At 61.7% G+C, this 19,446-nt stretch carries 17 protein-coding genes; 10 read left to right on the forward strand and 7 right to left on the reverse strand.

Annotation, left to right across the window (positions count from 1 at the left end):
- Positions 1–4 precede the first annotated feature (4 nt).
- From B5E41_RS15020 to B5E41_RS15050, 6 genes are all read left to right on the forward strand, one after another.
- Entirely contained in the window at positions 5–1,102 is a 1,098-nt protein-coding gene (locus tag B5E41_RS15020; RefSeq protein WP_088394811.1) for an ABC transporter permease, read from the forward strand.
- A 4-nt stretch (positions 1,103–1,106) separates the two neighbouring features.
- A complete protein-coding gene (locus B5E41_RS15025; protein ID WP_088394813.1) occupies positions 1,107–2,042 on the forward strand; it encodes an ABC transporter permease in 936 nt (311 codons plus the stop codon).
- Entirely contained in the window at positions 2,039–2,893 is an 855-nt protein-coding gene (locus B5E41_RS15030) for an ABC transporter ATP-binding protein (protein WP_088394815.1), read from the forward strand. The genes B5E41_RS15025 and B5E41_RS15030 overlap by 4 nt, the downstream gene beginning before the upstream one ends.
- Complete coding sequence (locus B5E41_RS15035; RefSeq protein WP_088394816.1) at positions 2,890–3,633, forward strand: ABC transporter ATP-binding protein; 744 nt, start codon at positions 2,890–2,892, stop codon at positions 3,631–3,633. Before B5E41_RS15030 ends, B5E41_RS15035 begins: the two co-directional genes overlap by 4 nt.
- 237 nt (positions 3,634–3,870) lie before the next feature.
- Positions 3,871–4,965, forward strand: a complete 1,095-nt coding sequence (locus tag B5E41_RS15040; RefSeq protein WP_088394817.1) for a hypothetical protein — start codon at positions 3,871–3,873, stop codon at positions 4,963–4,965.
- Positions 4,966–5,246: 281 nt separating this feature from the next.
- Positions 5,247–6,164, forward strand: a complete 918-nt coding sequence (locus B5E41_RS15050; RefSeq protein WP_088394821.1) for a DMT family transporter — start codon at positions 5,247–5,249, stop codon at positions 6,162–6,164.
- A 3-nt stretch (positions 6,165–6,167) separates the two neighbouring features.
- On the opposite strand, the gene B5E41_RS15055 is transcribed toward B5E41_RS15050, so the two are convergent.
- Positions 6,168–7,415, reverse strand: a complete 1,248-nt coding sequence (locus B5E41_RS15055) for a DUF763 domain-containing protein (RefSeq protein ID WP_088394823.1) — start codon at positions 7,413–7,415, stop codon at positions 6,168–6,170.
- 108 nt (positions 7,416–7,523) lie between these two features.
- On the opposite strand from B5E41_RS15055, the gene B5E41_RS15060 reads away from it, so the two are divergent.
- Complete coding sequence (locus B5E41_RS15060) at positions 7,524–9,032, forward strand: phospholipase D-like domain-containing protein (RefSeq protein ID WP_088395102.1); 1,509 nt, start codon at positions 7,524–7,526, stop codon at positions 9,030–9,032.
- On the opposite strand, the gene B5E41_RS15065 is transcribed toward B5E41_RS15060, so the two are convergent.
- Positions 8,979–9,938 (reverse strand): lysylphosphatidylglycerol synthase domain-containing protein, encoded by a 960-nt coding sequence (locus B5E41_RS15065; RefSeq protein ID WP_088394825.1) that lies wholly within the window; start codon positions 9,936–9,938, stop codon positions 8,979–8,981. The two genes, B5E41_RS15060 and B5E41_RS15065, sit on opposite strands and share 54 nt — an antisense overlap.
- 126 nt (positions 9,939–10,064) lie before the next feature.
- Between B5E41_RS15065 and B5E41_RS15070 the strand changes: the two genes are divergently transcribed.
- Both B5E41_RS15070 and B5E41_RS15075 read left to right on the forward strand, forming a co-directional pair.
- Positions 10,065–10,793, forward strand: coding sequence for an endonuclease/exonuclease/phosphatase family protein (locus B5E41_RS15070; protein WP_064812608.1), 729 nt, complete (start codon positions 10,065–10,067; stop codon positions 10,791–10,793).
- 218 nt (positions 10,794–11,011) lie between these two features.
- Positions 11,012–13,516: a methyl-accepting chemotaxis protein gene (locus B5E41_RS15075; RefSeq protein WP_088394827.1), complete on the forward strand. Its 2,505-nt coding sequence runs from the start codon at positions 11,012–11,014 to the stop codon at positions 13,514–13,516.
- A gap of 27 nt (positions 13,517–13,543) precedes the next feature.
- On the opposite strand, the gene B5E41_RS15080 is transcribed toward B5E41_RS15075, so the two are convergent.
- The 5 genes from B5E41_RS15080 to B5E41_RS15100 all read right to left on the reverse strand — a co-directional run bounded on the left by B5E41_RS15080 (position 13,544) and on the right by B5E41_RS15100 (position 18,169).
- A complete protein-coding gene (locus B5E41_RS15080; protein WP_088394829.1) occupies positions 13,544–13,795 on the reverse strand; it encodes a hypothetical protein in 252 nt (83 codons plus the stop codon).
- Between the two features lie 118 nt (positions 13,796–13,913).
- A complete protein-coding gene (locus tag B5E41_RS15085; RefSeq protein ID WP_088394831.1) occupies positions 13,914–14,426 on the reverse strand; it encodes a hypothetical protein in 513 nt (170 codons plus the stop codon).
- Positions 14,427–14,520: 94 nt separating this feature from the next.
- Entirely contained in the window at positions 14,521–15,657 is a 1,137-nt protein-coding gene (locus tag B5E41_RS15090) for an NAD(P)/FAD-dependent oxidoreductase (protein ID WP_088394833.1), read from the reverse strand.
- Between the two features lie 65 nt (positions 15,658–15,722).
- Complete coding sequence (locus B5E41_RS32580; protein WP_088395104.1) at positions 15,723–17,264, reverse strand: amino acid ABC transporter permease/ATP-binding protein; 1,542 nt, start codon at positions 17,262–17,264, stop codon at positions 15,723–15,725.
- A gap of 77 nt (positions 17,265–17,341) precedes the next feature.
- Positions 17,342–18,169, reverse strand: a complete 828-nt coding sequence (locus B5E41_RS15100; RefSeq protein ID WP_088394835.1) for an ABC transporter substrate-binding protein — start codon at positions 18,167–18,169, stop codon at positions 17,342–17,344.
- Positions 18,170–18,349: 180 nt separating this feature from the next.
- Between B5E41_RS15100 and B5E41_RS15105 the strand changes: the two genes are divergently transcribed.
- Positions 18,350–19,444 (forward strand): LacI family DNA-binding transcriptional regulator, encoded by a 1,095-nt coding sequence (locus tag B5E41_RS15105; RefSeq protein ID WP_088394837.1) that lies wholly within the window; start codon positions 18,350–18,352, stop codon positions 19,442–19,444.
- The last annotated feature ends 2 nt before the right edge of the window (positions 19,445–19,446 follow it).

Consider the following 19,446-nt stretch of genomic DNA (forward strand, 5'->3'; position numbering starts at 1 on the left):
GCGCGTGGCGAGCGCCGATCTGACATCGAAGCGGGAGGCGAGCCGCCGCTCGGCGGAGGGCGGGTTCGCCGATGCGGCCCCGCACCCTCTGATCAGCCTGCTACGGCGTCTGGCGGGGCGGGTGGTGGCTGTCGTCACGACGCTGCTCGGCCTGCTCTTCCTCACCTTCTCGATGGGCCGCCTGCTGCCCGCCGACCCGGTGCTATCAATCACCGGGGCGGAGGTCAGCAAGGAGGTTTACGATCGGGTCTATAACGAGCTGGGGCTCGGCCAGCCGATATGGATGCAGTTTCTCTCCTATGTCGGCAAGATCGCCACAGGTGACCTCGGCATGTCGGCGACGACGGGACAGCCGATCCTGACCGATCTAATGACGATCTTTCCCGCGACCATCGAGCTTGCCATCATCGCCATGATCATCGGCGCAATTATCGGCATCCCGCTCGGCATCACCGCCGCCGTTAGGCGGGGGACCGTGATCGACCACATCGCCCGCATCGTTGCCCTTGCCGGCCATTCCATTCCGATCTTCTGGACCGGTCTGATGGCGCTCTTCGTCTTCTATGCGAAGCTGAAGCTGGTCGGCGCATCGGGCCGGGTCGACGTCTTCTACGAAGGCCTCGTCACACCGATGACCGGCTTCCTGCTGATCGATGCTGCGATCCAGGGCCAATGGGACGTATTTTACAACGCGCTCGGCCACATCATCCTGCCGGCGGCGATCCTCGGCTATTACTCCGTCGCCTATATCAGCCGCATGTCGCGAAGCTTCATGCTGGAACAGCTGAGCCAGGAATACATCATCACTGCGCGGGCGAAGGGGCTCGGCACCCGCAAGGTCATCTGGCGCCATGCTTTTCGGAATATCCGCGTGCAGCTCCTGACCATCCTGGCGCTGACCTTCGGCGGCCTGCTCGAAGGCGCGGTGCTGATCGAGACGGTTTTCGGCTGGCCGGGGCTCGGGCAGTATCTCACCCGCGGACTGCAGATGAACGACATGAACGTCGTGATGGGCTCGGTGCTGACGATCGGCGCCGTGTTCCTGACAATCAACATCCTGTCCGACGTGCTTTATCGCATCCTTGATCCGAGAACACGGTGACGCAATGACGATCTCCACCGAAGACGCAGACAGCAGCAACGCCGGCGGCTTTCGCGGATGGCTGCTGGCGCCGGAGCCACAGGGCTGGTTCCACTCGTCGGCGCAGCAGCTCCATCAGGGCTGGCAGAAGTTCAGCCTGCATCCGCTGGGATTGGCGGGCCTCATTGTCATCGTGCTCCTGATCGTGGTGGCGACCGCAGCCCCCCTGCTGACGGGCTACGATCCGATCATCCAGGATATGGCCGGTCGGCTTGCGCCCCCTTCGGCCGAGCACTGGCTCGGCACCGATAATTTCGGCCGCGACGTCTTTTCTCGGGTGATCTACGGCGCGCGCACGACGCTCTACATCATCATGCTCGTCACGATCATCGTCGCCCCCCTCGGCCTGCTGATCGGCACCTTCTCGGGCTATTTCGGCGGAAACGTCGATGAAATCCTGATGCGCATCACCGATATCTTCCTCTCATTCCCAGGCCTCGTGCTGGCGCTCGGTTTTGCCGCAGCGCTCGGTCCGGGCATCACCAACGCAATCATCGCCATTTCGCTGACCGCCTGGCCGCCGATCGCGCGACTGGCGCGCGCCGAGACGCTCAGCCTGCGCAAGGCGGATTATATCGCCGCCGTACGCTTGCAGGGCGCGACCTCGCTCGCAATCATCACCCGCCACATCCTGCCGATGTGCATTCCGTCGGTGATCGTCCGCGTCACGCTCAACATGGCCGGCATCATCATCACCGCCGCCGGCCTCGGCTTTCTCGGCCTCGGCGCACAGCCGCCATGGCCGGAATGGGGCTCGATGGCCGCAAGCGGGCGCGAATTCATGCTCGACAGCCCGTGGGTGATCGCAGCGCCCGGCATCGCCATTGCGCTCGTCAGCCTCGCTTTCAACCTCGTCGGCGATGCGCTTCGCGACGTCCTCGATCCCAGGGGGGCGGAATGACCGAGCTGATCGATATCCGCAACCTCGAAATCGCCTATGCCGGCGGCCATATGCGCGCCGTGCGCGGCGTGAGTTTTACGCTCGGACAGGAAAAACTCGGCATCGTCGGCGAATCCGGATCGGGCAAGTCCACCGTCGGCCGCGCCATCATGAAACTCCTGCCGCCGACGGCTGAGGTCAGCGCCGAGCGGATGCGCTTTGGTGAACTCGATCTGCTGAAGGCGGACGAGAAAACGATGATGACGATCCGGGGACGGCGCATCGGGCTCATCCTGCAGGATCCGAAATATTCGCTCAATCCGGTCATGCGGGTCGGCGAACAGATCGCCGAGACCTACAGCCTCCACCATCCCAAGGAGAGTGCTAGGAAGGCTTACGGCCAGGCGCTCGAAATGCTCGAAGCCGTCAAGATCCGCGATCCCGAGCGCGTCGCCCGTCTCTATCCGCACGAAATTTCGGGCGGGATGGGCCAGCGCGTGATGATCGCCATGATGCTGATCGCGGAACCAGAAGTGCTGATCGCCGACGAGCCGACGTCGGCGCTCGACGTGACGGTGCGGCTCGAGATCCTGGCTCTCCTCGACGAGCTGGTCTTGCGCCGCAATCTCGGCCTGATCTTCATCAGCCACGACCTCAATCTCATCCGCAATTTCTGTGACCGCGTCCTCATCATGTATGCCGGCCGCGTCGTGGAAGTGCTCGAGGCGCGTGATCTCGACAAGGCGAAGCATCCTTATACGCAAGGGCTGCTGGCATCGCTGCCGAAGATCGAGGATCCACCGGCGCGGCTGCCGATCCTGAAGCGTGATCCCGCCTGGCTTGACGATTTTGCAGTGGAGCCGCCGCGATGATCCGGATCGACAATCTCACCATCCGCTTCGGGCATGGGCAAAGGCCTGTCGTCAGAGACGTCAATCTCGCCGTCGAGAGCGGCACGGCCTTCGGTCTCGTCGGCGAATCCGGCTGCGGCAAATCTACGGTTCTTCGGGCGCTTTCCGGCCTCAACGCCGATTATGACGGGCAGATCGCGCTCAATGGCGAAACGCTCGACCGGCAGCGCAGCCGGCCGTTCTTCCGCCGGGTGCAGATGGTGTTCCAGGATCCATACGGATCGCTCCATCCGCGCAAGACCATCCGGTCGCAGTTGCAGGAGCCCTTGCGCAACCAGGGTCTGGACAGGAATTCCGTCGATGTGAACGCCGTGCTCAGATCCGTCGGCCTCGACCCGGCGCTAAGCTACCGGTTTCCGCATCAACTCTCCGGCGGGCAGCGCCAGCGCGTGGCGATCGCCCGCGCCCTGATGCTGAACCCCGACGTCCTGCTTCTCGATGAACCGACGTCGGCGCTCGACGTCTCGGTCCAGGCCGAAATCCTCAATCTGCTGCAGGACCTGCGCAAGGAGCGCGGCCTCACCTATCTCCTCGTCAGCCACGACCTCGCCGTCGTCTCCCATATGTGCAGCCGGGTCGCCATCATGGAAGCGGGTGAGATCGTCGAACAGGTCGATATCGAGGCCTTGCGAAGAGGCGCGGTCGAACATCCCTATTCGCAGCGCCTGCTGCGGGCGAGCAGGATGTACGGCAGGGGTTAGCCCCTTCTGTCAAACACCGCCGGCAGTCCCGGCAACGACCGCTTCGATGATGGCCGCCGGCGGTTCAGCCTTGGTGCGCTCTTTCCTGTGAGCACGCCAACCTCGCGACACAACCAGAGTGACATTTGGCTGGCGGACAATGTATCAATACGATCATTGCCTTGAAGCCGTTATCCCGATTCGATCAAAATCCTACCCGGCCATTGTCCGCCCGTATATTCGAAAGGCGTCATCCTCGTGCCCACTCTGGTTCTTCCCAGCCGCCCGTTATCGCTTGCACCCGATGTGATCTCTACACCGCGAGCTTATTTTTGGGCCGCCCCGTTCATGCTGGCCCTGACGGTGTTGATGCTCATCTGGGAAGGACCCGGCGTCATCAGGGATTTTCAGATCAGCCAAAATCCTCTGGTTCTTGAGGACGGTGATGTTCAAAATGGGCGATGCACGACACGCAAGCTCTTCTTTACCGACTGCAGCGCGCGCCTCATCTACAGTTACGACGGGCGGAACTACGACACGGAAGTCGACGTGATGTTTGTCGATTTTCATACCGGCGATTATGAAACCGGTGTCGTGATTTCGGCCGACCATCCGGAATTGGCAACGATCAGCCTCGGTCTGGACAAGCTCTGGAACCGGATCATCACCCTCAGCACATTTGCCCTGTTGCTCGGTGGCATGAGCCTTGGGACATTGTTCCAGGTTGTGCGGATATGGCGTGTCAAACGGCATCTGCGCCAGCCAGCCTTGTTGAACGACATACCGGTCGAAATCACAGCCTTCGATCGCAAGCGCAATATCCTATCCGTTACCTATAACGACAAAATCGCGAGTGATAAGACCGGCCGATCGGCTTACACGCGCATGAAAAAGGGCGAGGAGCCTTTGATCGTGGGTGAAGCAAATGGCAAAGCCGTTGGGCTGGCCGTCCGGCATGGCAAGACAGCCCTGCCGGTGCTTCTGGATAATCGGCTGCAGCGTGTCGAGCTGACGGAGACCGAGCGAAACCTTGCCCTTTCCCCGTTCGCGCGATCCGACGCCGACCAGGCCGTGCCTGTCTTGAGTGAGCAACCCAAGAAAACGATGTCGATCGGAGGGCGGCTCCGGCTGTTTTTTGGCACCATGCTCTTGATCCTGGGCGGTTTGGTTGGTTTCTGGCTGTGGTATGTGACCAGTGCCAGCACACCGTTTCAGTCGCCGGGGATGGACATCAACAATCTCATGCCGACGCCATTGAACAAATGGGGATGCATTCAATTGCAAAAGCGGTTCGGCCAGGATCGCGCTCCTTTCGGATGCGTTGCTGACGACTATACAAGCTGGAAATACTGAAGGCCCTTCTCCGAGCCTCCGCATCGGTTCAAAAATCAGCCGGATGCCGGAAGGAACAGGCCATCAAATCTTGCGCTTCACCTTGCGATGAGGTGGATTTCTCAAATTCTGCTTCGGAGCGGGGATGCATTCCTCCGCCTCGTTGGTTTCCAACTCCTCGATAATGGGGAGCCGGACACTCTCGCCCGCCTGTACACAAGTGAACACTTGACATCGGCCGCGTTAAAGCCGAAGCCGCACTCGGCCGCGCATGCGCGGCCGTTTTTGCGAGGATTCGAGAAATGAAGACGAAGGCGGCCGTCGCCAATGCAGGAAACCTGATCATGACGGGCGTCGTGCTGATGCTGCTCGGCGATCTGCTGTTTGCGTTGAACGATGCGATGGGCAAGTGGCTGGTGACGAGCTTTGCGGTCGGCCAGGTATTGGTGATCCGTTCGGTCGGCGCTTTCATCCTGCTCGGGCCGATGATCCTGCGGCAGGGACCGCTGGCGCTCTTCCGCGTCGAGCAGAAGGGCTTGCAATTCATGCGGGTCGTCATGGCGACCGGCGATGTCGCCCTGTTCTACGCCGCCGTCGCCTATCTGCCGCTCGCTGACGTCATGACCTTCTATATGGCCGGGCCGATCTACATAGCCGCGCTCTCGCATTTCTTTCTCGGGGAAAAGATCGGCTGGCGCCGTTGGCTCGCCGTTCTGGTCGGCTTCGCCGGCGTCGTCATCGCGTTGCGTCCGTCGACGGCAATGCTGTCGCTTCCCTCGCTCTTCGGCCTTGCAGGCAGCCTTTCCTTTGCCCTATCGTTGGTGATGAGCCGCTATCTCCGCTCGACCAGCGACACCACGCTCGTGACATGGCAGACGGTTGCGGCGCTTGCAACCGGCATCGTACTCAGCATCGGCCACTGGCAGTCGGCAACACCCATCGACTGGTCAGGCATGCTGCTGCTCGGGATCGTCGCCACGTGCGCACATCTGCTGATTACGCGCTCGCTGAAGCTCGCACCGGCATCGCTGCTTGCGCCGCTGCAATATACGCTGCTGCTCTGGGCAATCGTGCTGGGCTATATCTTCTTTAACGATATTCCCGACACGCAGATCATCGTCGGCGCAACGATCATCGTTTTTGCCGGTCTCTTCATCTTCCACCGGAAGAACCTGAAAGAGACGGTTCCGGCCGAAGCCGTGCCGCCTGACGGCCATTGAGGTTCAATCCTCCGCCGGCCGCGACTCCCAGCCGAAGACGCTGCGGCCGCCGAAATCGGCGGATTGGCGGAATTCGCCGGCGATAATCTCCTTGAGATCGGGACCGGTGACATAGCGTTCCATCTGCCGGGACTGATCGTCCAGGCGCTTCAGCGCCTGCAGCTCCTCCTCGCGCCCGAGCCTGCCCTTCAGCACCGCCGATTTCATCACGCCGATCGTCTCGTCATAGACCTTCAGCGGCACCGGGAAAGGATGGCGGTCCTTGCCGCCGTGGGCGATGGAGAAGCGCGCCGGGTCGGAAAAACGGCAGGGCGCGCCGTGTACCACTTCCGCCACCATCGCCAGCGCCTTCACCGTGCGGGCGCCGACGCCGGGGACAAGCAGCAGTTCCTGGAAATCGGCCGGTCCACGATCGGCCGCGGCAGCCAGATTTCCGTGCAGGCGCCGCATGTTGACGTCGCTCTCGCGCACCTCATGATGGGCGGGCATGATGAGATGCGGCAGCATCGGCTGTGCGACGGGTTCGCGCGCCGGTTCGTCGGCGCGCAGCAGTGCGGCGGCCTCACGCACGATCCTGTCTGGGCCGAGCGTTGCCAAGAGGTCGAGCTGACCACGCCGTGAGCGCTCGGCGCGTTTATCGGCGAGATTGACGATTTCGCCCTGACTTCTGCCTTCAATTGCCGCATGCGGCGAGTCGACGAAACTTTCGAGCCCTTCGGAGAGCCAGTGATAACGCCGGGCCTGCCGTCGATCGCCATTCATGCCTTGCTGCACCACCACCCAATGTCCGTCATCGGCGACGACAAAGCCGTGCAAATATAGATCAAAGCCGTCCTGCAGCGCGGCGCTGTCGACCTTGGCGATGAGCCGGCTCGTCGTCGCCAGCCCCTCCCCGTCGAGACCGACGCGCTCGCCGATCGAGACGAGCTCCTGCGGTGTCTTGCGCGAATGCGTGCCTCGGCCGCCGCAGACATGCAGGCCGAGCTCGCCGGCGCGCGGCTTCAGCCCGCGCTTCAACGCACCAAGAACGCTTGTCGTAATGCCGGAGGAATGCCAATCCATGCCCATGACCGCGCCGAAGGACTGGAACCAGAAAGGGTGGGCGAGCCGGCGCAGAAATTCGTCGCGGCCGTAGTGATGGACGATCGCCTCGGTGATCAGCGTTCCCAACCGAGTCATCCTGTCGCCGAGCCAATGCGGCACACGTCCCCCGTGAAGGGGAAGATCGGCACTGCCTGCCCGCTGTGACATCTCGTTTCCTATATCCTCTCTGTTCGACCCGCTATGCGGCAACGGCCGGGATCGGGAACCCGGTGAATTTCCAGGCGTTTGCTTTCAGTCAAAACGGCCGAGGCAAACATGACCGCGTTGGAAACCATGTCCAATCAACCCTACCTGACCCGAACAAAAGCGCAACATCGGGGAGGCGAAAAAGAGGGGAGTGCGGCATTGCGGCTCCAGGGACGCGCGGAAAAAGCCGCCTTTCTGATCAACGGCAACAAATATTTTGCCGAAGTCTCAAGGGCGTTGCGGCAGGCCCGCCGCAATGTGTGGATCATCGGATGGGACTTCCATCCTAATATTCGATTGGAGCCCGAGAAATCGGACGAAACCTTGGCGGACCTGCTGCATGCGCTGGCGGCGAAAAATCCCGAACTCGAAATACGCATTCTTATTTGGGCGCTCGGGCCGATCTATTCGGACAAATCGATAGATCTGCTTCGGAAGAAGAATTTCCCCAGGAATGCCAGGATCGATCTGCGTTTCGATCTTCAGGGCGCATTGCGCGGCTGTCATCATCAAAAACTTGTCTGCATCGATGACGCGGTTGCCTTCATCGGCGGCATAGACATGACGTCGCGGCGATGGGATACCAGGCGCCATCACGCCAAGGACAGGCTGAGGCGCGACCCTGACGGTGCCCCATACGATCCGCTGCACGACGTGCAGGCGATGGTTACGGGCGATGCCGCCCGACTGATTGGCAATATCGCCAGGCGGCGCTGGGAAAACGCCACCGGCGAAAAACATCTGCCGCTTGCCCGCAGCATGCCCTTCGCCTGGCCGGACGACCTCTCGATTTCGCTGCAAGACATCCCCGTCGCTTTCGCCCTCACGGAGCCGGCAACCACCTGGCGCACCGGCATCAGCGACGGCATCGCCTCGACCTTGGAGATCATCGCCCAAGCCCGGCGCCAGCTCTATATCGAGGCGCAATATTTCGCCTCCTTCCGGGTGGCCGACGCCATTGCCGCACGATTGCAGGAGGAGGACGGGCCCGAGGTGGTCGTAATCTGCACGCGCAGCTCTCACGGGCTGATCGAAAAGCTCGTCATGGGCAGCAATCGCGACCGTGTCATCCGCCGCCTCAAACGCGCCGATCGCGCCAACCGCTTGCGCGTCTACCATCCCGTCGTGCCAGGACCAAAAGAACCTGGGCCGCACAACGAGGTCGAGGTGCTCATCCATTCGAAACTGATGATCGCCGACGACGAGCTGGTGCGCATCGGCTCTTCCAATCTCAACAATCGCTCGGAAGGGCTTGATTCAGAATGCGATCTGCTGTTCGAAGCTGAAACCGTCGAGCATCGCCGCGCGATCGGGGAGTTGTACAGTCGGCTTCTTTCGGAGTATCTCGGAGCGGCTCCCGAGGCTTTCGCGACTGCCTATGCGCAACGCGGTTCGATGATCGAGGCGATCGACGCGCTGAACCAGGGGGATCGCGGCCTTAGGGAATTTGCCATCGAACTGTCAGGCAAAGTCTCGCCGATCACAGGTACGGCGATCGTCGACCCCAGCCGGCCTTTCCTGCCCTTACACCGACTGGGCCTCGGCGCGCTCATCCGCCTCTTCGTCCGCCCGGCGTGACCGCCGGAAGACAACTTCGCTGATGAGCAGAAGCACCGTGCCAAGTGCCAGCGGAATAAAGAAATAAGCGCAGCGGAAGGCGATCAGCGCTCCGATCGATGCTTCCTGCGGCACGGCATAGGAGACGGTTGCCTCCAGCACGCCGAGCCCACCCGGAACATGGGTCGCGAGGATTGCCGAATTGGCGAGCACGTAAGCCGTCACGGAGCGGAAGAAGGTAACATCGCCGAAGACCGTGAGCATCTGGTGCAGGCAGGCGGACACCAGCATGAAATTGATCGTCCCGACCCCGATCTGGGCAACCGCGATCGGAAAGCGGGGCAGCTGCAACGACCAGCGCCACAGCCGCAGCTTGCGGCGAACGAAAAACGCCAGGCTCGCATAGATGACCGGCACGATCAGTGCCGACAATCCGAAGAGGCGGGCGCCCGCCCTATCGAGGCGTAGCAGACGTGCGGCATCATCCGGATTGACGAGCAAGGCGAGGCCGGCGAGTGTCGTGAGGCCGAGCCCGACTGTGACACCGCAGAACAGGATGATCTTCGCCACGTCCTCGATCGTCAGCCCCCAACGGGAATAGTAACGATAGCGGAAGGCGCCGCTGCTCAATCCCGCAAATCCGATATTGTGGCCGAGCGAAAGGCTGATGAAGGAGGCGAGCAGGATCTTCCGGTAGGGCAAGGACTTGCCGAGCGAACGGATCGCCAGCAAGTCGAAACAGCTCAGGCATAGATACGATGACATCGCGAAGAGAAGTGCGGTGCAGAAGGTTGCAAAGGGTATGCTGCGGACCGATTGGACGATCTGCTCCAGGCTGTACTGGCGGAATATCCGGTAGAGAAGAAGGCCCGCGACGCAAAGGGCGGCAAGGAGAAATCCATTCCAGATTATGCGTTTCAGATTCATCGATTGTCCGTTTTCCGAAGTGCGAGCCCCCACGGCTCGATCATCTGGAACGATCGAAAGAGTTCTGTGTTCCCCTCGGGGAAAACGAGTCCCGTCTCTCGAGGGGAGATCAGCTTCAGCGGACCTATGCCGAATAAATCGATCAAACTCCTGACCTATAACGTTCACAGCTGCATCGGCAACGACCGGAAGCTCGACCCCGGGCGGATCGCTTCGGTCATCGCCGAGGCTGAAGCCGATATTGTTGCTCTGCAGGAGGTCGACGTCCTCCGGCGCAGGACCGCCGGCGTCGACCAGGCCCACGCAATCGCCTCCCTTCTAAAGATGCAGGCTCATTTTCACCCGGCGCTGTCGATTGCCGAGGAGCAATATGGCGATGCGATCATCACCGCGTTGCCAACCGGCGCGATCAAGGCCGGTCCGCTGCCGTCCATCGGCGAAGCAAGGGGCGCGTTATCAGTCGAAATATTGGTCGGCGACAGGAAGTTGCTCGTGGTCAATACTCATCTCGGCCTTCGAGGGCGCGAGCGCATTCAGCAGATGACGACGCTCTTGAATTCCGGCTGGCTGCGCGGCCCGTCGGACGAACCTGTCCCGAGCATCCTCTGCGGCGATTTCAATGCCATTCCGTCATCGGCGACCTACCGGCTTGCCGCGCGTTCATTGGCCGACGCCCAGCTCGCAGGCAGCGCAACGCCGAGAGCGACCTTCCCCTCCCGCTATCCGCTGATGCGCCTCGACCACATCTTCGTCACCGAAGACCTTGTCGTTCAACGGGCAACAGTGCTTCAAACCCGACTGACGAGGGTCGCCTCCGACCACCTCCCTCTCCTTGCGGAAATCAGTTTCGCATGATCACTCGCCAGCGCCGAGCGGCACGGAGTCTCACGCAGAAAACGACATTCAAACGTCGCCTTTAGCGACATTGGAACGAATATTTCACGAATTATGCCCTATGGAATATTCATTCCGCGATACCATAGGGGTCGGACGGAGACGGATAGAGTCGATTCGAGCGGATCGGGACCTTCACTCGAGATCGGCTGTTCTCCTGCAGGGAGTGGAGGGGTTTGATGTTGGGAAGGCTGTTATCGCGGGTTCGCATCCAAACGCAGGTGATGCTGTTCATCATTCCGTTCGTCTTGAGCATCATGGCCGTGGGCGCGACGGGTTTTTATGCATCGAGTCTGCTTCAGGGGCGGATGGATATTTCCAACTCCGTCCTGCAGTCCTTGAGCGGCTTTCGCAATCTGTCGGCGGCAATGGCCGAGTTCCTCGCCAATGCCACGCAGGAAAACCGGGAGACCGTCAACGCCAGACTTGCCGACCAGCGCAGCCTTCTGAAATCCGGCATCGAGCGGCTCAGCGCAGATCGCAGTGGCCAGCAGGAACTGGAGCAGGTGCTCTCATCCATTGACGGAATTGCAGCCCGCATGGATTTGCTATGGCAGCTTCAGGAGAGCAGGGCAGCGCTGCTCACCGATCTCCAGAAAGCCCAGAGCGTCGTCATATCGTCTCAGACAGATATTGTCGAAGGGACCAAGGCTCTCCAACGTGCCGCCGACCTGCAGGAAGATGAATCCCGCAACATCCTCGCCGATGCGCAGCGCATTTCGGACTTCGCGTCCTTCGCCCAATCGCTGCATGACAAGGCCCAGGCCGCAGGCACGATTGCCGGCCCGGATATGGAGGAGCTCGCCCGGCAGCAGCGCATCGTGGGGATGGCCCTTGGCGGCGAAGCGCCGGATTCCAAAAAGGCGATCGACGACGCCGTCGCTTCCCTGAAGCCGCTCGTCGAAACCTCCGGCCAGACCGAGGAACGTGCAGCCGGTCTCAGGGATAACACCAGTCAGATCGTCGCCAGGCTGCCCGAATTGCAGGTGGTCGCCACGCGGCGGATCAAGGCCGTGACCGACAAGGCGGCCGAGACAGCCAAAACGGTCGAGCGCGCCAAGACCAGTCAGAGAGACGGTCAGAAGCTGACGACCTCGGCTTACGTGATCCAGATCGTCCTGGCAAAGCTGACTCTGGCCCCGACGGACGCCAATCTCCAGCGGCTTTCGCAGGAGATCACCGCCGTCAGAAAAGGTCTGGACATGCTGATTTCCAATGCCGGCGGTGTTGCACAATTCGACAATCTCAAACCGAAGCTTCTGCCGGCGCTGGACAAGATGCAGAAATCCGCTGCCGACCTCGTCCGCATCGGCGCGCAGCGCCAGGACGAATTCCGTGCCGCCGCCGCCGACGTGGATCGGATGTGGTCCCAGCTGACGGCTTTCGCCGAAATGCAGCGGCAGAACGCGGCCGACGAACGCGACGACGCCAACTCCATGTCGCTCGCAACAACGCTCCTCGGCGTGGTGATCGCGATTCTCGCCGGCATCGGCCTGACTGTGGCGCTGAAAGGGCCGATTAATCAGATCACCTCGGCAATGCGGCGGTTGGCGGACGGGAGGCTGGAAACGTCGATCGTCGGCGAAAGCCGCGCCGATGAAATCGGCGACATGGCCCGTGCGCTTGGTGTCTTCAAGAACAATGCGATCGCCAAAGTCGAGATCGAGGAGCGCAGCGCGATCGAACGGACGCGGGCCGAGGAAGAAAGGCACCGCAATGACCAGGAGAAACGCGCGGTCGAGCAGCAGATCGATTTTGCGGTGACGGCACTGGCCGAGGGGCTCGGGCGCCTGGCGCGTGGCGACATCTCCCAGACGATCGCAACGCCTTTCTTCGGTCGGTTGGAGCAGCTTCGCAACGATTTCAATTCGTCGCTGCTTCGTCTGCAGGAAACGATCGACCAGATTCGCACCAACACGCGGATGATCGAGGGCAATGCCGGTCAGATGGATCTGTCCGCCGGCAACCTCGCGAAGCGCACGGAACAGCAGGCCGTCGCGCTCGAAGAGATCGCCGCCGCCATTGAGGAGATCACCACCACGGTTCGTTCGTCGGCGGCCTGCGCCGACGATGCCCGTGAGATTATCACCGATACCAAGAAGACGGCCGATTCTTCATCCGAGGTGGTGGCCAGCGCCATCGAGGCAATGAGCAAGATCGAAGCGGCTTCCGACGAGATCGTGCAGATCATCGGCGTTATCGATGACATCGCCTTCCAGACGAACCTGCTCGCGCTCAATGCCGGCATCGAAGCGGCCCGCGCCGGCGAGGCCGGCAAAGGTTTTGCGGTCGTGGCCCAGGAAGTCCGCGATCTCGCGCAGCGCTCCGCAGAGGCCGGCCAAAGGATCAAGCAACTCATCGGACGCTCGCGAGCGGAGATTACCAACGGGGCGCGGGTTGTTCGCGAAACGAGTGAAGTCCTCGAAAGCATTTCCGCAAAAGTGGTCACCGCATCCGAGCAGATGGATGTCATCGCCCGTTCGAGCCGGGAGCAGTACAACGCGCTGCACGAGGTCAATTCTTCCGTCAACAGGATGGATCAGATGACACAGCAGAATGCCGCCATGGTCGAGGAAACCAGCGCAGCGACGAAGGAACTTGCCGATGAGACCAGAACGCTCCTGCAGCTGATCGACCAGTTCCAGCTGGATGAAACGCACGCACGCCGGGTTGCCGCTGCTTAGAGCGATGCTCAAACGCGTGCGGGTGCGTCAGTGACGGCTATAGAGCGGCGGCGCCACTTCTTCGTCGGCGAGCTCCGGGTAAAGATGTCTGCGCGTGCGGGCGAGTGCTTCCGCCTCCCGGCGGTTCCGCTCCAACAGCGCGGCAGTAACATCCTTGTACGGTTCGCCCTCCGATACGGCGACGCTGACAGTTCCGCCCTGCGAGAGGAAGTCACAGAACGACCGTACCGAGCGAAGACGCGTCGTAATCTCGACGTAGCGATCGTCATGTCCAGCCATGTTCGCCTCCGTTAAAGCGCTAGGATGTCACGAACACTTCGGCGAGATGATGGCGTCCCTTCCATGGGGAAGAAACCGACACGCGATCTCCCCCAGACCCCATCCGTGCCCGCTGCCATCACCGTCGCGCGAGCTTTCGATTCATCGCAGCGACAGCCAAAGGCAATGCCGTTGTCACCACGGTTCCCCAAGGCAACCGTCTCAGCCCCCTTGTGACGACGAAGGCACCCGCCATCGCGCCGGCGAGCTTCAGCCACGGTTGATCGCCGAGCTGGGCATGGGCGCTGGAATCAGCCCACCGGACGTTTTCGGTTACAACGGTCGCTGCCTGGCGTCTGATCCCATGAAGGCGAGCCCGAAGGATTTCGAGCTCCCACCTCAATTCCTGCAGCCGGCTTTCCAGGATTCGCTGCCCGGAGATCCGCACCGGTTCGCCGACGTGATCCTCGGTCGGGGCGGACACATCTCTGCCCAATGTGGCAAAGTAGGCTCGGTATTCTGACTCGTTCGCGAAGCCCTCACGGCGAATGAGGTCTGGATTGATGGTCGGCTCTTCTCCATTCGGCACTGAAGCGGCGGCATCGCCGCGGTTATTTTCGGCGCCGAAGGCGGCGGCCTGATCCTTGATCATGATGCGTCTCCCGTTGGTTCCTTGCGGCAGAACGCACGATAGCTCTAAATGATCCGTGCGCCGATCAGGCTGGCAGCCACCCACACCGCGGACGTCACCGGAACGATGCGCTGAAGCGCTCAGGCCGGAAGTCCGCAAGCAGCGGGTGGCGGCGGCCCGTAGCGATCTCGTCCGCCAACAGCTCGCCGGCAATCAGGCCAAGGGTGGCGCCGCTATGACTGAAGGCGACGAAATAACCCGGAATCGAGGACAGCTCGCCGAAAACCGGCTCGCCATCAGCCGGAATCGGCTTCGGGCCGACCCCATAATCTTCGATTTCAAGCACCGGATTGCCTTCGAGGACTCTCGATGCCTCTCGCAGGAGCCCCTGCAGCGTCGATTGCCTGACATTGTAGCTGCCATCGGGGTTGGCACTCACCTCTTCCTCCGACCAGGCGGAATCGAGTGCGAAGCCGCCATTGGGCATCGGTCGGATGGCGACGCGCGGCGTGTTGAGCACGGCCTTCAGCGGATGGCGGATCGGCTTTGTCCTGACGAGAAGGGCGACGGGGGTTGCATCCTCGATCTTTTGGCCGGCCTCCGCAATGATTGCGGGAACCTTGCTGCCTGCAGCGAGCAGCACGGCGTCGGCGTCGTGGTGCGTGCCGTCCACCGTGACTACGCCGCGGGCACGCCCGTTGCTGACATCGACCGCCGCGCGTCCCGCATCCGTGCTGATCTTGCCGCCCAGCTCTTGGAATTCCTCCGCAAGCCTGCCAATCAGAGATGGAAGATCGACCCACCCCTCCCCGGGATTGAAGATTGCGCCTTGCGGCGTCACGGCGCTTGGGTCGACGCCGGGCGTCACCGCAGCGATCTTCTCCGAGGTGAGCCATTGTGCGTGATAGCCGAGGCTACGTTCATATTCGAAGACTTCGGCGATCTCGTTGCTCGCGTCGTCCGCGTCCCAGGTCAGGCCGCCGTCGAAGCGCAACCATGACGCATCGGGGTATCGGGTAGCCAGCGTGCGATAGCGGTCAATGCCCGCCAGACGCAGCCGGTGATAGGCATCGGAACGTTTTCGCGCCGAGTTCAGCCAGGCGAGCGATCGGCCGGAGGCACCGTTGGCAAGCGGACCGTCATTGACAAGCAGGGTATCAACCCCGAGCCGAGCCAAATGGAGCGCGGTCGAGACGCCGAAAATCCCGCCGCCGATGACAATGACCTTCGAAGATTTGCTGGAAGCCTTCATAATCGGGTACCCTGTTTCTGCTCTTGCTTGATCGAACCGAATTACACGCGTTACGGGCTGGCGCCTCAGAGAACTTCCGCAAGGAAGCGCTTCAGCCGCACGCTTTGCGGATCGTCGAAAATCTGCTGCGGCGAGCCGGCTTCGACGATACGGCCCTCATCCATGAAGACCACCTGGTCGGCCACGCGGCGGGCAAATCCCATCTCATGCGTCACGACGGCCATTGTCATGCCTTGGCGGCCGAGCGTCGCCATCAGGTCGAGCACGCCCTTCACCAGTTCGGGGTCAAGAGCGCTCGTCACTTCGTCGAACAGAATGATCTCCGGATCCATGGCCAATGCCCGCGCGATCGCGACGCGCTGCTGCTGCCCACCGGAGAGGCCTGCCGGCCGGTGATCCCGGCGTGCGGCCAGACCGACATCTGCCAGGCGGGCCTCGGCGACGCGCCGCGCCTCCTGCCTCGGCATCTTCTTGATCTTCGTCAGCGCAAGCATGACGTTTTCGAGAGCGGTGTGGTCGGGAAACAAGTTGAAGTGCTGGAATACCATGCCGACCCGGCGGCGGAGCTTTTCCGGCCTCATCGCCAAAATGCTCTCGCCGTCGAGCCGTATGTCGCCGCCCTTCGGCTCGACGAGCCTGTTCATGCAACGCAGCAGCGTCGATTTTCCCGAACCGGAAGGGCCAATGATGCAAGTGACGGTTCCGGCGGGGATATCGAGATCGACACCCTTGAGTACCTCGAGCTCGCCGTAGGCCATGCTTAAGTCCCGGATTTGCAGGGTTCCGCCCCTGAAATGCCGGTTATCACAGTTCGCGACGCCGGTGGTGGAGTGGGGGCCTGATGGCGCCGCCGCAAGCTCGCTCACCTCGACCAATCCGCTCGCCGGACCGGGTCCGCGCCCCTGCTTTCCCAATCGCAGCCTCGCGTCGATATGATTGACGAAGTGGGTCAGCGGCACGGTGATCACGAGGTAGAAAACACCTGCCAGAAGCAGCGGCGACAAATTGCCGGTCACGACCGCTTGGTCTTGCCCGACGCGGAAAATCTCCCGCTCGGAGGCGAGCAATCCGAGGAAATAAACAAGGCTCGAATCCTTGACGTTGCCGATGAACTGGTTGACCAGCGCCGGCAGCACGCGCCGCACTCCCTGCGGAATGACGATCAGGCGCATGCCTTGCCCGTAGCTCATGCTGAGCGCCCGGCAGGCCTCCATCTGGCCACGCTCGACGCTTTGGATGCCCGAGCGAAAGATTTCGCCGATATAGGCGCCGGCGATCAGGCTGAGCGCCAATATCCCGAGTGGGAATGGCGACGGGCCGAAAATATTCCGTCCGATCCGGGCAAAGCCCTGGCCGATGATCAGGATCGTGACGATCGCCGGCAGCCCGCGAAAGATATCGGTATAGATGCGCGCCGGCAGCCGCAGCCAGCGAGACTGGGAGATACCCATCACGGCAAGAACCATGCCGATGATGACGCCGAGCACGGTCGAGGCCGCGGCCAGGATCAACGTGTTTTTCAGGCCGATGCTGATCATGCTCGGCAGAACGTCCGCCATCGCGCTCCAATCGAAGAAGCTGCGGCGCAGATTGTCTATCCAGTTCATCGGGATCCCCATGAAACCCTTGCCGGGTACGCCAACCGCCGAGACTCGGCCGTCCGCCGTCGGCGGACGGCCTGGCCTCATTTCCTGGGGAGATATTGATCCGGCATCGGTGAGCCGGGGAACCACTTCTCATAGAGCGTCTTCCAGGTGCCGTCCTGCATCGCGTCATGAAGGGCGCCGTTCAGCGCCGTGCGGAAGGCATCGTTTCCCTGCCTAATCACGAAGCCCGCCGGCGCATCGACGGACGGAATGTTGACGGCGACCTTCAGCGCGGGATAGCGCTCGCCATACTGCTTGGCCGCTTCGTAGTCGAGGAAATGCGCGTCGATCGTGCCGTTGTTGAGTGCGGCGACGGCGGAATTGTTGTCGGGAAATTTCACGAGATCGGTCTCGCCAAAATTCTTGGCGGCGTAGACTTCCTGCAAGGTTCCCTGCACGACGCCGAGCCGCTTGCCCTTCAGCCCGGCCGCGTCCTTGATGGCCGCGTCGGGCGCCAGCACGGAGAGATAACCAGCGAGATAGCCGTCGGAGAAGTCGACGGTCTTCTTGCGGGCTTCGGTGGTTCCGATCGCGGCGACGGCAACGTCGAACCGCTCGTTTGCCACCGATGGCAGGAGGGCGGAAAATTCCTGGCCGGTGAACGTCACCTTGTCTTTCGCAAAGCCGAGCCGGGACACGACGTTGAGAAACAGTTCGATGTCGAAACCGGTGAACTGGCCGTCCGAGGTCGCAAATGTATAGGGCTTGGCATCGCCCATCGTGCCGACGCTGATGACGCCGGGCTCGATCAGATTGTAGGGATTGTCGGCCGCCGTCGCCAACCCGATTCCCATTGCCAGAAAGCAAGCCGCGAGGCCGGCTTGCAAAGGCGCAATGACTGCCGGAAGTAACTCAAAAAGCTTCATGTTCGTTCTCCGCTCTGAAAGGGATGCTCTTGTCGGCATTATCTGTTTACCCGCCTTGCCGCCCTTCCGCGACAACACGATCTGCACAGATACCGGTCTCTAACAAAAAGAGACCGGTCTCACGACATATTTGATAACTGTCAATTGACCGGGCGTCAACAACTCTTGTAGTCCTGCGGCATGGAAGATTCCGCTGCTCCCAAACGTTCAGTCACCGTCGCCGACGTCGCGAAGGCGGCACGAGTGTCGAAAGCGACGGCCGCCCGCGTGCTCGGCGGCTACGGCGTCGTCAGCGCCAAAATCAAGGATCAGGTCATGGCGGCGGCGGCCGCGCTCGAATACCGGCCGAACGAACTTGCGCGCAGCATGAGCACCGGCCGGTCCGGCATCATCGGGATCGTCGTCGGCGATATCGAAAATGCTTTCTTCAGTCTGGCGGTGCGTGGCATCAGCGATGCGGCGCGGCTCGCCGGCTTCAACGTGATCATTTCCAATTCGGGCGAGAAGCTCGACGCGGAAAAATCCGCCGTCGACCTCCTGATCGGCAAGCGTGTCGATGGCTTGATCGTGACGCCCGCCCGCTGCGACAGCATCGACCATCTCCGGCACGTCGGCCGCGCCGGCATGCCGCTGGTCCTCTTCGACAGAAGCATCCCGGAGCTCGATGTCGACGCCGTGACCGGCGATGACCGTGAGGCCGCCATCGCCGCCGCCCGGTTTATGGTCGAGGCAGGACATCGACATCTCGCTTATGTTTCGGCCATGGACGCCGAGGACGGCGGATTCACCGATGTCGCCCGAATATCGAATTCCGCCGTGCGTGAACGCGTGGAGGGCTTCGTGAGCGTCCTGACGGAGGCAGGCTTGCCCAACCCCCTTCACTATGTGCGGCTCGGCGCGACGGACCAACCGCAGACGGACGACGTGATCAAACGCCTGCTCTCGGATTCATCGCCGCCGACGGCGATCCTCGCATCAGATAGCCTGGTGGGGCTGCGCGTCTTCAAGTCGCTTCAATCACTCGGCCTCTCAATTCCCGACGATATCTCGATGATTTCCTTCCTGGATGCCGATTGGACAAGCGTCACCGTTCCGCCGATCACCGTCGTCGACCAGCGCGTTTACGAGATGGGCAAGCTCGCCGGCGAGCGGCTCGTCGCCCGCATCGAACAGATCCCCCTTGCCGTCGAGCGGCTGCGGGTCAGCACAAGCCTCGTGATACGCAGTTCGGTCGCAAGGATTGGTGGACTTGGCCCTAAGCGGGATGTGAATTGACG

The sequence above is a fragment of the Rhizobium esperanzae genome (assembly GCF_002204185.1).
Classification (GTDB): Bacteria; Pseudomonadota; Alphaproteobacteria; order Rhizobiales; family Rhizobiaceae; genus Rhizobium; species Rhizobium esperanzae.

What these genes read in the sequence shown, in the direction of transcription:
- B5E41_RS15085 (WP_088394831.1), bottom strand. Translation starts at nt 14,426, where the DNA reads ATGATCAAGGATCAGGCCGCCGCCTTCGGCGCCGAAAATAACCGCGGC.
- B5E41_RS15105 (WP_088394837.1), top strand. Translation starts at nt 18,350, where the DNA reads ATGGAAGATTCCGCTGCTCCCAAACGTTCAGTCACCGTCGCCGACGTC.
- B5E41_RS15060 (WP_088395102.1), top strand. Translation starts at nt 7,524, where the DNA reads ATGACCGCGTTGGAAACCATGTCCAATCAACCCTACCTGACCCGAACA.
- B5E41_RS15030 (WP_088394815.1), top strand. Translation starts at nt 2,039, where the DNA reads ATGACCGAGCTGATCGATATCCGCAACCTCGAAATCGCCTATGCCGGC.
- B5E41_RS15070 (WP_064812608.1), top strand. Translation starts at nt 10,065, where the DNA reads ATGCCGAATAAATCGATCAAACTCCTGACCTATAACGTTCACAGCTGC.
- B5E41_RS15100 (WP_088394835.1), bottom strand. Translation starts at nt 18,169, where the DNA reads ATGAAGCTTTTTGAGTTACTTCCGGCAGTCATTGCGCCTTTGCAAGCC.
- B5E41_RS32580 (WP_088395104.1), bottom strand. Translation starts at nt 17,264, where the DNA reads ATGAACTGGATAGACAATCTGCGCCGCAGCTTCTTCGATTGGAGCGCG.
- B5E41_RS15075 (WP_088394827.1), top strand. Translation starts at nt 11,012, where the DNA reads ATGTTGGGAAGGCTGTTATCGCGGGTTCGCATCCAAACGCAGGTGATG.
- B5E41_RS15025 (WP_088394813.1), top strand. Translation starts at nt 1,107, where the DNA reads ATGACGATCTCCACCGAAGACGCAGACAGCAGCAACGCCGGCGGCTTT.
- B5E41_RS15090 (WP_088394833.1), bottom strand. Translation starts at nt 15,657, where the DNA reads ATGAAGGCTTCCAGCAAATCTTCGAAGGTCATTGTCATCGGCGGCGGG.
- B5E41_RS15080 (WP_088394829.1), bottom strand. Translation starts at nt 13,795, where the DNA reads ATGGCTGGACATGACGATCGCTACGTCGAGATTACGACGCGTCTTCGC.
- B5E41_RS15035 (WP_088394816.1), top strand. Translation starts at nt 2,890, where the DNA reads ATGATCCGGATCGACAATCTCACCATCCGCTTCGGGCATGGGCAAAGG.
- B5E41_RS15055 (WP_088394823.1), bottom strand. Translation starts at nt 7,415, where the DNA reads ATGTCACAGCGGGCAGGCAGTGCCGATCTTCCCCTTCACGGGGGACGT.
- B5E41_RS15065 (WP_088394825.1), bottom strand. Translation starts at nt 9,938, where the DNA reads ATGAATCTGAAACGCATAATCTGGAATGGATTTCTCCTTGCCGCCCTT.
- B5E41_RS15050 (WP_088394821.1), top strand. Translation starts at nt 5,247, where the DNA reads ATGAAGACGAAGGCGGCCGTCGCCAATGCAGGAAACCTGATCATGACG.